The sequence below is a fragment of the Kouleothrix sp. genome (assembly GCF_046328425.1).
GTDB lineage: Bacteria > Chloroflexota > Chloroflexia > Chloroflexales > Roseiflexaceae > Kouleothrix.
Map to the genome: position 1 here is coordinate 106,551 of NZ_JAXLWP010000011.1, position 12,649 is coordinate 119,199.

Annotated in this window: 11 protein-coding genes; 10 read left to right on the forward strand and 1 reads right to left on the reverse strand. The window is 58.3% G+C overall.

Annotated features, from left to right (window positions below; genetic code table 11):
• Nucleotides 1-2: 2 nt before the first annotated feature.
• On the reverse strand, nucleotides 3-1,010 hold the full coding sequence (locus U0177_RS11990) for a Gfo/Idh/MocA family protein (protein WP_409570867.1): 1,008 nt from the start codon (nucleotides 1,008-1,010) through the stop codon (nucleotides 3-5).
• 363 nt (nucleotides 1,011-1,373) lie between these two features.
• Between U0177_RS11990 and U0177_RS11995 the strand changes: the two genes are divergently transcribed.
• The 10 genes from U0177_RS11995 (at nucleotide 1,374) to U0177_RS12040 (ending at nucleotide 12,630) form a co-directional block, all read left to right on the forward strand.
• On the forward strand, nucleotides 1,374-2,993 hold the full coding sequence (locus U0177_RS11995) for a glycoside hydrolase family 44 protein (protein WP_409570868.1): 1,620 nt from the start codon (nucleotides 1,374-1,376) through the stop codon (nucleotides 2,991-2,993).
• Nucleotide 2,994: 1 nt separating this feature from the next.
• A complete protein-coding gene (locus U0177_RS12000) occupies nucleotides 2,995-4,107 on the forward strand; it encodes a glycosyltransferase family 4 protein (RefSeq protein ID WP_409570869.1) in 1,113 nt (370 codons plus the stop codon).
• 214 nt (nucleotides 4,108-4,321) lie between these two features.
• Complete coding sequence (locus U0177_RS12005) at nucleotides 4,322-5,281, forward strand: glycosyltransferase family 4 protein (protein ID WP_409570870.1); 960 nt, start codon at nucleotides 4,322-4,324, stop codon at nucleotides 5,279-5,281.
• A gap of 80 nt (nucleotides 5,282-5,361) precedes the next feature.
• Complete coding sequence (locus tag U0177_RS12010) at nucleotides 5,362-6,549, forward strand: glycosyltransferase family 2 protein (protein WP_409570871.1); 1,188 nt, start codon at nucleotides 5,362-5,364, stop codon at nucleotides 6,547-6,549.
• A 125-nt stretch (nucleotides 6,550-6,674) separates the two neighbouring features.
• Nucleotides 6,675-7,415, forward strand: coding sequence for a sugar transferase (locus U0177_RS12015; RefSeq protein WP_409570872.1), 741 nt, complete (start codon nucleotides 6,675-6,677; stop codon nucleotides 7,413-7,415).
• A gap of 65 nt (nucleotides 7,416-7,480) precedes the next feature.
• Nucleotides 7,481-8,623, forward strand: coding sequence for a WecB/TagA/CpsF family glycosyltransferase (locus tag U0177_RS12020; protein WP_409570873.1), 1,143 nt, complete (start codon nucleotides 7,481-7,483; stop codon nucleotides 8,621-8,623).
• A gap of 13 nt (nucleotides 8,624-8,636) precedes the next feature.
• On the forward strand, nucleotides 8,637-10,325 hold the full coding sequence (locus U0177_RS12025) for a sugar transferase (protein ID WP_409570874.1): 1,689 nt from the start codon (nucleotides 8,637-8,639) through the stop codon (nucleotides 10,323-10,325).
• Nucleotides 10,326-10,339: 14 nt separating this feature from the next.
• Nucleotides 10,340-10,678, forward strand: coding sequence for an STAS domain-containing protein (locus U0177_RS12030; RefSeq protein ID WP_409570875.1), 339 nt, complete (start codon nucleotides 10,340-10,342; stop codon nucleotides 10,676-10,678).
• Between the two features lie 6 nt (nucleotides 10,679-10,684).
• Entirely contained in the window at nucleotides 10,685-12,205 is a 1,521-nt protein-coding gene (locus U0177_RS12035) for a PP2C family protein-serine/threonine phosphatase (protein WP_409570876.1), read from the forward strand.
• The gene (locus tag U0177_RS12040; RefSeq protein ID WP_409570877.1) at nucleotides 12,202-12,630 is read left to right on the forward strand and encodes an ATP-binding protein; all 429 of its coding nucleotides are present in this window, start codon (nucleotides 12,202-12,204) and stop codon (nucleotides 12,628-12,630) included. Before U0177_RS12035 ends, U0177_RS12040 begins: the two co-directional genes overlap by 4 nt.
• Nucleotides 12,631-12,649 lie beyond the last annotated feature (19 nt).

A 12,649-nucleotide genomic window follows, 5' to 3' on the forward strand; every position in this document is an offset into this window, starting at 1 on the left:
GCCTACAGGTTGATCGGCGCGCCGCGCTGTGCAATCGACTGCGATGCGGCTTCAAGAATACGCACCACGCGCAGCCCCACCGTGCCGTCGGTGAGGGGCTTGCGCTTGTTGGCGATGCAGTCGGCAAAATGGTTGGCCTCGATCTGCAGCGCCTCGATATTGTCCAGGCGCGGCGCCCACATATCGCCGGCGCGGTAGCCGACCTTGAGCTGGTAGATGTCGGCCGGGTTATCGCTGAGCGTAATACCTTTGTCGTAGACTTTGATCTTCTCGCTCATCTCGATGTCGTCGTACACGATCATCTTCTGTGCGCCGCCAATCAGCGTCTGCCGCACCTTCACCGGCGCCAGCCAGTTCACGTGGAAGTGCGCGATCAGGTCGTTGTCGAAGTAGCACGTCAGGTAGGCCAGGTTCTCGGGCTGGCCCGGTACATGCGCCATGCCGGTCGCGGCGATCGTCACTGGGCTGCGCTCAAATAGGTAGTCCATGATCGACAGATCGTGCACCGCCAGGTCCCACAGCACATTCACGTCGTGCTGAAACAGGCCCAGGTTCACGCGCACCGAGTCGTAGTAGTAGATCTTGCCGGTGCTGCCATTATCAATCAGCTCTTTGATCTTGCGCACCGCGCTGGTGTACACAAAGGTGTGATCGACCATCAGCGTTAGCTGGCGCTTCTCAGCCTCCTCTACCAGCTGCTCGGCCTGCGCCGATGTCGTGGTGAACGGCTTCTCGACGAACACGTGCTTGCCGGCACGCAGCGCTTGGAGCGCTAGGTCGAAGTGTGAAAAAACCGGCGTGGCGATCGCCACCGCGTCGACAGCCGGGTTCGACCAGACATCGCGCACATCGGCGCAGGTGCGAATCGCCGGGTACACCGACTCGACATGGGCGCGCCGCTCGGGCCGCTGATCGCACACGCTGACAACGCGCGCATTCGCCACCTGCGAAAAGTTCCGAACCAGGTTCGGGCCCCAGTAGCCATAGCCGATAACACTGATTCCCAGCATGATGTCCCACCTCCTGTAGTGTTCTGATACGACGATTTGCTAGTGGCAACGCTGACATATGATCAGCAATGATTTGCTGCATATTACTTCTACTAGCAAATATATGGTTATTTTAAAATGTTTTTCACTTAAAACGCAACCAATAATATTATTAAATTTTTACTTAGATATATTTTTATTCAAGTACCTATATCCAGGCGCCTCAGTATCGTTTGCAGGCGTTTGCCGGTATAGATAGCGCAACGTGGCGTAATTACTTTTTGTTTCGTATCAATTGCTTTAGGAAGATTACCCGCGAGATCACCTATGTACCGTGTAAACCCGACACGAAGATATGCAGGACAGTATCGATTTTGGATCGTTTTGCTGCTTCTGCTCGCAACTGCCAGCTGCGGCACACAGCCAGCGCCAGCGCTGCCGCCAGCTCGCACTCCAACCACATCGCCGGCCATCGCAGCTCACGCCACTGCGACGCCGGAGCCAACACCAGCTGCGGCTAGCGCTTCAGCCACGCCCGCCGTCGCAGCCGACCTCAGCATCAGCATCGATCCAGCCGGCGGACGGCATCCGATTAGCCCGCTGATCTATGGCCTGAATAACCCGCCAAGCGAGGTGCTGCACGCCCTGCGGCCAGGCATCAACCGCTGGGGCGGCAACCCCAGCACCCGCTACAACTGGCGGCTTGGCAATGCCTGGAACGCCGCCAGCGACTGGCAGTATCGCAATGGCGATTATGGCTACACCGGGAAATCGGCCAGCGACGATTTCATGCGCGATACGCGCGACGCTGACGCCGCAGCGCTGCTCACCATCCCGACCCTGGGCTGGGTGGCGAAAAACAACGATACCAATACCTGCTCATTCCCGACAGACGATGGGCAATGCGGCGATGCCAGCCAGGCAAATTGCGAAAAGCCGGGCGCCATCGCCGACCCAAAACGCGCCAATGTGCCCATCGATGTGCAGTCGGATCTGGAGTGGCTGCGGCACCTGAAGGGCGCGCTATACACGCCGCAGTTTGTCGCGATGGACAACGAGCCCGATATCTGGGGGCATACGCACTACGACGTACACCCAAGCTGCACAACCTACGACGAGATCCGCGACACCTACCTGAAGTATGCCGGCGCCGTGCGCGCTCAAAACCCCAACGCCCAACTGCTCGGCCCAGTGAGCTGCTGCTGGTATTACTACTGGAACTCGGCCGCCGGCGACCAAGACCGCGCAGCACACGACGGCCAGGATTTTCTACCCTGGTTCCTACAGCAGGTGCGCCAGCACGACGAAACTGCCGGCGTTCGCACGCTCGACGTGCTCGACATTCACTACTACCCGGAGGGGCTGTACAACGACGACGCGGACGCCGACACAGCCGCGCGGCGCCTGCGCAGCACACGCTCGCTGTGGGATGAAACATACGTTGACGAATCGTGGATCAATCAGCCAGTCGCGCTGATCCCGCGCATGCACAAGCTGATCGCGCAAAACTACCCTGGCACAAAGCTTGGCATCACAGAGTGGAACTGGGGCGCCGATCGCACGATGAATGGCGCCCTGGCACTGGCCGAGGTGCTTGGCATTATGGGCCGCGAAGACGTGTATTTGGCCAATTATTGGCGCTACCCCGAGCCCAACAGCCCCGGATTTTACGCGTTCAAGCTGTTTAGCAATTACGACAACCAGGGCGGCCATTTCGGCAATGTCTCGCTCGCCGCAACCAGCAGCCAGCCCGGCTGGGTAAGCGCCTTCGCGGCACAGAGCGACGGCGGCCGGCTCACGCTCCTGCTGATCAACAAAGATCCACAGCGCGCCGCTACAGTTTCGCTCGGTTCGCCTGGCGCCTTACCTGCGGGCCAGGCCACGCTCTTCCGGTATAGCCAGGCCGCCGAAACCATCGTTCGCACCACCCTGCCGGGCGTTGCGCCCACATCGCTTGTTCTGCCAGCCTATTCGCTTTCGCTAGTGGTTATCGAGGCTAAATAACATGACAACGTTCCAATTTGGGTTCGTCCTCGAGCAAGCCTTGGGGCACATCACCCACACGAAAAATCTCCAAACCAACGTATCGCTCGATCCCGAGGTTAATGCGCACTGGGGCTTGGTGCCGTTCGAGGCGCGCGGTTTTGCTGGTAAGCTACCCGTCTACAAGAGCAATTGGACTGTTCGTGCGGGTGTGCGCGCACGCCGCACCGTAGCCCAGATGTCGGCTCGCGCCAACCTAGACGCACTCTTCTTCCACACCCAAGTGCCGGCGGTATTCTCGACAAGCTGGATCAAGCGGATACCAAGCGTCGTATCGCTGGACGCCACGCCGCTGCAGTACGACGAGCTGGGCCAGGTATACAGCCACACCCCTGGCCCAGCCTGGCTCGAGCGTCTCAAATGGCAGCTCAACCGCGACTGCTTTCGCGCAGCGCGGCATCTGGTTACCTGGAGCGAGTGGGCGAAACAAAGCCTGGTGAACGACTACCAGGTGGCGCCTGAGAAGATCACGGTCATACCGCCTGGGGTCAATGTCAGATCGTGGGCGCGGCCGGTTCCCCGCATTGCGCATAGCGGGCCGGTGAATATCTTGTTTGTTGGCGGCGACTTCGAGCGCAAAGGCGGCATGCTGCTGCTCGAGGCATTTCGCGCGGTGCGGGCGCTCGGCGCCGAGCTGCACGTCGTGACGCGCGCCCAGCTGCCCGAAGAGCCGGGCCTGTTCGTATACACCAATATGCAGCCCAACAGCGTCGCGCTCAAAGAGCTGTACTACCGCGCCGATATTTTCTGCCTGCCAACCTATGGCGACTGCCTGCCTATGGTGCTATCCGAGGCTGGCGCCGCTGGCCTCCCAGCGATCTCTACGCGCGTTGCCGCCATCCCCGAAATCATCCGCGATGGCGAGACCGGCGCGCTTGTGCCGGTTGGCGACACCAGCGCGCTCACCGAGGCGCTTCGCCAGCTGGTTTCCAACCCGGCCCTGCGGCTGCGCCAGGGCGCGCGAGCGACGCAGGTTGTCGCCGAAACATTCGACGCCGAGGCGAATACTCGCCGCCTGATCGAGCTGCTAAAGCACGTGGCGCGTACGAACGAGCGTGCTCACCAATACGCCTGATACAGTACTTTTCAGCACGCCTTGGCGGTACATACAGTGTAGCCTTTGTCCAATTTATGGCTTCGCTACCATGCCGTAGCTAAAAGGGAGAAACATGGCCGATGTGTTACTGACGGTATCGGGTTCGATCGCGCCTGATACAGCCGAGCAGATAGCCAAAGGCATGCGACCGCGCGCCGATTACCTTGAGCTGGCGCGCGCATTCAACGCCGACGTGATCGATTACGCCGCAGCGCGCCGCGCAAGCGGCCGGATAGGACGCCTGCTCGAGCGACTGGGCGGCTCAGATGTCGTGCTGGCCTGGGCCTGCTTCCGGAAGCGCCATATCTACAAGGCTATTTTTACCGACGGCGAGCAGGTCGGTATTCCGCTTGCCCTGATGGAGCGCTTTTTCGGGCTGGGTATGCGCCGCGCCCGGCACCTTATGATCGTGCACATTCTGTCGGTAAAAAAGAAGATGCTCTTTTTCGATTACCTTGGTCTTCAACGGCGCATCGATCGCTTTCTCGTGTACTCCACCTGGCAAAAGCAATTTATTGAACAGCGCTGGAGCGTCACGCCCGAGCGGGTGGTTTTCACGCCATTCATGGTCGACACCCACTTTTTTTCGCCCGAGCACGCCACACCTCAACCCGGCAACACGCCGATTATCTGCTCGGTGGGCCTGGAAGCGCGCGATTACCCCACGCTGCTCCGAGCCGTCGAGAACCTGCCGGCCCAGATCATGATTGCCGCCGCAAGCCCCTGGTCGAAACGCACCGACAACACACAGGGCCAACATATTCCTGCAAATGTCACCGTGCGCCGCTTCAGCCAGTACGATCTTCGGCAGCTGTATGCCGATAGCGCATTCATGGTTATGCCGCTGCAAAATGTCGAATTCCAGGCAGGCGTCACTGCCATTCTCGAGGCCATGGCCATGGGCCGCGCCGTGATCTGCTCGCGCACCCCCGGCCAAACCGATGTCGTCGTCGACGGCGAGACCGGCATCTACGTGCCGCCTGGCGACCCGGCAGCCCTGCGCGAGGCGATCGACTACCTGCTGGCACATCCCGACATCGCCTTGCGTATGGGCCAGGCTGGCCGCCGCCGGATCGAGCAGTCGATGAATCTTGATCTTTATGTCGAGCGGCTCGCGAAACTAGTGCATCTAGAAGCTCGGCAGCACGCATAAGCGAAACCGTCGCTTGCGTCTCTCCCATCCTGCATCATCACCGCGTCGGCCACGGCCGGCGGCGCAAGGGAGCCTCAATTATGATCTTCGCTCTGCAAGGGTTGCTGCTTCTGACCGAGGCGCTGCTGACGATAATAGTAGGGTATCTGCTGTTCCTGACTGTGTTGGCCTGTTTCGCGCCACGCCGCACCGCCGCGCGTGGCCAACCGCCAACGCACCGCTTTGCCATTCTGATCCCAGCGCATAATGAAGAGCGGCTGCTACCCAGCCTGTTGAGCAATCTTCAGCAGCTCGACTACCCGCGCTCGCTTTACGCGGTGCACGTGGTCGCCGATAACTGCTCGGATCGTACCGCTGAGCTTACACGCCAGCACGGCGCCATCGCGCACGAACGCTTTGATACAGTGAATATCGGCAAGGGCTACGCGCTTGAATGGCTGCTGGGCCGGATATGGGCCAGCGGCGAAACCTACGATGCCCTGCTCATTGTCGACGCCGACTCGATCCTGTCGCCCAACTTTCTGGTGGTTATGGACGCGCGGCTGGCGCGCGGCGAGCAGGCCATTCAGGCATACTACGCCGTGCGCGACGCCGATACCTCGTGGAGCGCGAGCTTGCGCGCGGTGGCCTTGGCAGCCTTACACTACCTGCGGCCGCTCGCGCGGAGCGTCGTTGACGGCTCGGCCGGGCTAAAGGGCAATGGGATGGTGTTCGCAGCCGATATCATCCGCAAACACCGCTGGCCGGCATCGCTCACCGAAGATATTGAGTATCACATGAATTTGATACTCGACGGCAAACGCGTGGCTTTTGCGCCTGACGCGATCGTCTGGGCCGAAATGCCCAACACACTTGGGGCTTCACAGACGCAAAATGTACGCTGGGAGCGCGGCCGCCAGGAGATGGTTCGCAATTACGTGCCACGCTTGCTGCGCCAGGCCCTGGCGCGGCGTAGCTTCTTATTGCTCGACGCGGCAATAGAGCAGCTGATCCCGCCGCTGTCGATCGTTGCAGCGCTCACACTCTGCTGCTTGATCGTCGCGGGAATCTTACAAAACACCGTTGGCATCGTAATCAGCTTATCGCTGCTTGCTATTCAGGGAATATATATTATCTCGAGCCTTGTATTAGCTCAAGCACCAGGCCGTGTATATCTATCACTATTATACTCGCCCGTATTCATCCTCTGGAAGATTGCACTATACATACGCGTACTACTGGGTCTTGATAGAAACGGCTGGACGCGTACTGCTCGCAATGATACATAAACAAATATTTAGGCACAAGCCCAAAGAATTGAAGACTGTATTCATTCAAGATCAGTACAATCATTCTACCTAGGGTAACGCATAACTCCAATATACATTACCAAGCAGTAATATGGGGGCCGTCTATGACTACCACGGGCACCAATCTTCAGCTAGATACAAAAGCAGCTCGGATGCTCGAAATTTACTCTAAGCAGCGCTTTCGGAGCGTGCGAGCCAGCCAGCGCCTACGATTTACGCTCGTGCTATGGGTCATCCGCCGCAAAATCATGCGCAATATCAAGCGCGCGCTCGATCTTACGGTTTCGCTCTTCGCACTGCTGCTGGTTTCGCCCATCATGATCCTGACGGCGATCGCGGTCAAGCTCGACTCGCCTGGCCCAATTCTCTTCAGACAAACACGCGTCGGTCGCTGGGGCGAGCACTTTCCATGCTACAAGTTTCGCTCGATGTATGTGGATGCCGAGCAGCGCCTGCAGGAGCTAATGGCCCAGAATGAAGCTGATGGCCCTGTGTTCAAGATGAAAAATGATCCGCGCGTTACGCGAGTGGGTCGCTTTATTCGCAAGCTCAGCATCGATGAACTACCTCAGCTGTTTAATGTGATCAAAGGCGAGATGAGCCTGGTGGGCCCGCGGCCCGCGCTGCCACGCGAAGTATCGCAGTACGAATACGAGCAGATCGGGCGGCTGAACGCAGTGCCCGGCATTACCGGCTTGCAGCAGGTGTCGGGGCGCAGCAATGTCGATTTCAAGCGTTGGATCGAGCTCGATCTGCAGTATATTTCCGAACAAAGCCTGTGGAAAGACATCGAGATTCTGATCAAAACTATTCCAGCCGTGCTTGCCAGCCGTGGCGCTTACTAGCACTCATCGACAGATCGTGCACGTTTCCGCGTTTCAGGTTTGATCTAAGAAAGTGATATAGCACGATGCGCAAATTGCTCATTATCCTCGGCGTGCCGATCGACGACCTGAGCATGCCGCAAGCGCTCGGGCGCCTGGAAGAGTTTATCGCAGCAGGTCGCACTACCGGGCGCAGCCACCAGATCGCAACAATCAACGCCGACTTTGTGGTCAACTCACTGCATGATCCCGAGCTGCGCCGAATTTTACAGGAATCGGATATGGCCACGGCCGATGGGATGCCATTGGTACTTGGCGCCCGACTGCTGGGCGTCCCGCTGGCGAACCGCGTCACCGGTGCGGATCTGGTGCCGGCGCTGGCCGAGCGCGCCGCCGAGAAAGGGTTCTCGATCTTTCTGCTCGGGGCCCGCCCAGGCGTCGGGACACGCACGGCCGAGATACTCCAGGAGCGCTATCCTGGTCTACAGATCGCCGGTGTGATCTCACCACCAAATGTTCCCATACAGGAAATGGATCGATCAATTCTTGATCAGATTAGATCGGCAAAACCTGATATCCTTTTAGTCGCATTCGGAAACCCTAAACAAGAAAAATGGATCCGGATGTACGCTCAGATGATTAATGTGCCGGTCTGTATTGGTGTGGGCGGTACGTTCGATATGATCGCCGGCATCACACGGCGCGCGCCCATCTGGATGCAGAATATGGGCCTGGAATGGTTATACCGGCTGCTGCAAGAGCCGCGGCGGCTGTGGCGGCGCTACGTGCACGATTTCGGCTATTTCGGGTATTTTTTTGTGCGGCAATGGTGGGCGATGCGCCAGGGTAGTCTACCGGCGCCCCTGCTGCCAACCTCCGAGAGCATCATCGTCGATCAGAAAGTCATCTTGAATATCACCGGCCGCATGGATACCAGCAACTACGCCAGCTTTGTCGAGCGCGCCGAAGAAGCATTGAGCATCACGCCATTCCTGGTCGTCGATCTTAGCCGCGCAACATTTCTCGACAGCACGGCCATGGGTGCGCTCGTGGCGCTCGCCAATCGCGCGCGTGCCGCCGGCGGCGCTCTGCGGCTGGCCTCGGTTCCGCCCGATCTATTTCGTATTCTCTCGTTGATACGCCTAGATCATTTCTTCGATATTTATGACGATGTCGAAACGGCCATGGGTATACCAGGCTCGCTCGTTCCGGCCTCGCCATCACTGTAGCATCAGGAAATCCATGCAACTACTGCTTCTCGCAACTGGTGAAGAACCAAAGCTCGAACCGCTGGCACATACCATCGCCCCGCCGCTGCTTCCAGTGGTCAATCGGCCGGTAATGGCGATCATGATCGAGCTACTCGCGCGCGCGGGCTATAAGAAGCTGCTGATCAGCCTACACCAGAATGCTGGCAGTATCGCGGCTTACTTCGGCACCGGGCGCCGCTGGAATATGCAGATCGAATATATCACCCAGCGGGAGGCGTGGGGCAATGCAGGCGCACTACGCTGGGCTGCGCAGCTGATCCACGAGCCAGTGCTGGTGCTGCCCGCCGATTGTATCCTCGACCTCGATGTAGATGCGGCGCTGGCTGCGCACCAAGCGCATGGCGGGCCTTTGACGCTGATGGTTCAGCACGATCTGTCTGGCTCGCCGGCGATGCCTGTGAACGCCAATACCGTTGGGCACGTCTCAGGCCTCGGCAGCACTACCCCATCGCTCGATACTTTTACCGGGGCATTTATCTGCGATCCTGGGCTGCTACACTATATTCCAGCTCGTACGCACTTCGATGTCTATCGCCAATTTTTACCGGCTGTGCTCAAGGCAGGCGAGCTTGTTCACGCCTATCGAACCAACGGATATTACAATCCACTGAGCACATTTCAGCTGTATCATGAAGCGCAGCGCGTGTTTCTGTATAGCGCATATCGCCCCGAGCACCTCGCCCAGCTGCCCGAGATAGCCGCGCTGCCAACCGTACGCTACCCCTCGATCGAGGGGCACCAGATTGCGCCAGGCATCTGGGTCGGGCCTAACCACCTCATCCATCCAAGCGCGCGCTTGGCCCCGCCTCTCTGTATTGGCGAAGGCAGCCGGATCGGCTATGGCGCCGAGCTCGGCCCCGAAGTTGTGATCGGTTCAAGCGTCGTCATCGACGACGAGGCAACCGTCGAGCGTAGCACTATTCTACGGCGTAGCTATATCGGGCACCTCGTTCACGTGCGCGAGCGTGTGGTGTCGCACTCCAAGATCATTGATATCAATACATCAGACAGCATTGACGTCGTCGATGATTTTTTACTCTCGGGTATCACCGCCGGCGTGTTCCCTAAAAATCAGCTCGCGCGCCTGCTCGACCGGGCCGTCGCAATGCTGCTGCTGCTCGTGGCTATACCAATCATGCTGCCGATCGCCGTATTTATTGCCATAGTATCTGGCGGCAAGGTTCTGGCGCGCCTGCCGCGCATAGGCCAGCACGGAGCTATCGGCGACGCGAACGAGCCGCAGCAGTTTAACCTGCTGGCATTCCGCACCCAACGCGACAACGGCTCGTGGTACCCGCTTGGCCGCTTGCTCCATAGCCTCGAGCTCGATCGCTTGCCCGAGCTATGGAATATCGTGAGCGGCGATATTACCCTTGTAGGTGTTAAGCCGCTCTCGCCAGCAGAGACCGACTACCTCCAAGAGGCGTGGCACCAAAAGCGGAACGAATACCCGTGCGGCTTTACCGGCCTATGGTATGTGCAGACAACACCGCACAGCACCCTCGACGACATGCTCATCGCGGATGCATACTATACTGCTACGCGCAGCTGGCGCGTAGATCTGGCCATCGTACTGCGTACGCCGCTGGTGTGGCTACGGCGCCTGCGCCCGGAAGCGCAGGGATATTATGGACGTATCGATAAAGTCAATGGAGTTTAAGGAGTCTCGAGATTATGAATTTACTATCGCATGTTGCTGGTTCGGTTGCGGTGCTTCGCCTGGCCGGCCGCTTCGATAATTATGTCGCACCGGCAGTCAGCGATTGGCTCGAAAAGAATACACCGCTTGAGCAGCCGCAGATCGTCATCAACCTCGCAAATGTGCATTTCGTCGACTCAACCGCCCTTGCTACGCTTGTTCAGGGGCTGAATCGCTGCCGAAAGCGTAATGGCGAGCTGTATCTGTGTGGTTTGCAGCAGCAAGTATTTATGATCTTCGAGCTCACTCGCCTTGATAAGGCCTTTCAGATTTTTGTCGACGAAGATCACGCCATTGGTGCTTTTGCGAGCTAAACTGTTATGCTGGCAAATGTTTTAGCAAATCAACGTGCACATTTTGCTACGCTCGCAAAAGCATGGCTGGCAAGTGGCGCCTCGGCGTTCGGTGTTTGGAGCGACGGTGCGCCACTGGCATATTGGCCCGACAAGCGCATGCTCGATCGGCCAAGCTTGGTTGTGCCAATCTATTTCGAAGAGCGCGTGCTCGGCGAGCTGCGCATCGCCGGCCTGAGCGATCTCCTGTCACAAGAACGCTTGGTTGCCGAAGCCGGCCTGGTATCGCACCTCATTCAGCTCGAAGAAGATCTGAATACCATGACTGCCGAGCTGGTCGAGAGCCAGGATCGCTTACTGGCCGTATACCAACTGGCGCGGTCGCTGCGCCATTACACCACTATCGACGACACGCTGCGCGGCCTGCTTTTTGAAGCGATGCGACTGGTGAAAACGCGCGCCGGTTTCGCGATTTTCGATTTCGCGACCCGCGACCCGATCGTGGTTCAATACCCGGCAAACTTTGGCAATGAAGCGGCGATCTGGGAAATCTTTCGCCAAGCACAGGTACGTGAACGTGAGATGTCGCTAACGACCGGCAGCTTGATCGAAGCGTTTTCGACGGGCGCCGATAATCTCTGCTTTATCCCTATCCGCATTCGCGGCTCGTTCATCGCAGGCCTGGGGCTTTTGAATAAGCCAACCGGTTTCTCGACACCCGACGTGAAGCTGGCCCGCGCGATTATCGACCAGGCAAGCGCACACATCGAGCAAGTCTTGCTACACCAAGAGACTCTCGAGCAGCGCAAAATCCAGAACGACCTTGACCTGGCGCGGCGCGTTCAACTGCGCTTGCTACCGCAGCAGCTCCCTTCGGTACCGGGGCTCGATATCGCAGCGAACTCGCGGCCGGCGCGCCAGATCGGCGGCGACTTCTACGATTTCATCCACCAGCCACAGCGGCCGCTGATGTTTGCGGTTGGCGATGTGAGTGGAAAGGCGCTATCGGCCGCGCTGATGATGACAATGACGCGCACCGCGATCCACAGCAAAGCCAGCTACATGCCAAACCCGACGCCCGAGCTAGTGATGCGCAACTCGAACGAGGATCTGTTCGAAGATTACTTGCAGGTTGGCATGTTCTCAACAGCGTTTATTGGGCAGTATCAAGCCTTTAATCGGACAATGCTGTACGCCAACGCTGGCCATTCGCCAGTGATTTACTGCCCAGTGGGCGGCACGCCGCAGCTGCTCGGCGCCGACAGCCCGCCAATCGGCGTACTGAGCACGAGCATGGGCCGAAACCACACAATCCAGATGGATATCGGCGATGTACTGGTTGTTGCAACCGACGGCTTCAACGAAGCGCGTAGCCCCGACGAAGAACTATTCGGCTATGAGCGCTTGCTCAACCTAGTGGCAATATCGTCTGAAATGTCGGCGCGAGCTATTGCCGAGATCTTGTTCGCCGCAGTCGATGCGTTTAGCGTCGGCCGGCCGCAGGATGACGATCAGACGCTTGTGGTGATCAAAGGAGTGGCGGTGTGAGCACGCAGTATCCTGAAATTATACGAATTGAACTCCCTGCGACGACCAAATACCTAAGTGTATTGAGTGCCTGCATTGCAGAGATTCTGGCGCGTGTCGAAAATCTTGAACAGCGCGAAAGTGTTACCTACACGATTCAGCTGGCCGCCCACGAAGCCTGCGCCAATATTGTCGACCATGCCTATGCTGGTGGGCAAGAGCAGCGCATCTCGATCGTGCTAACGCTCGCCGAGCATCCCAGGCGCTTTACGATTGATATGTACGACCATGGCGAGTCGTTCGACATCGAGCGCACATCATCGCCAACATTCGAGGAGCCGCAGGTGCGCGGCTATGGCCTGTATATTATCCGTAGCCTGATGGACGAAGTTTCGTACCATCCCGCGCCAGGCAACAATCACTGGTGCCTGATGAAGCATCTCTGAGTGATATCGAGGAACTATA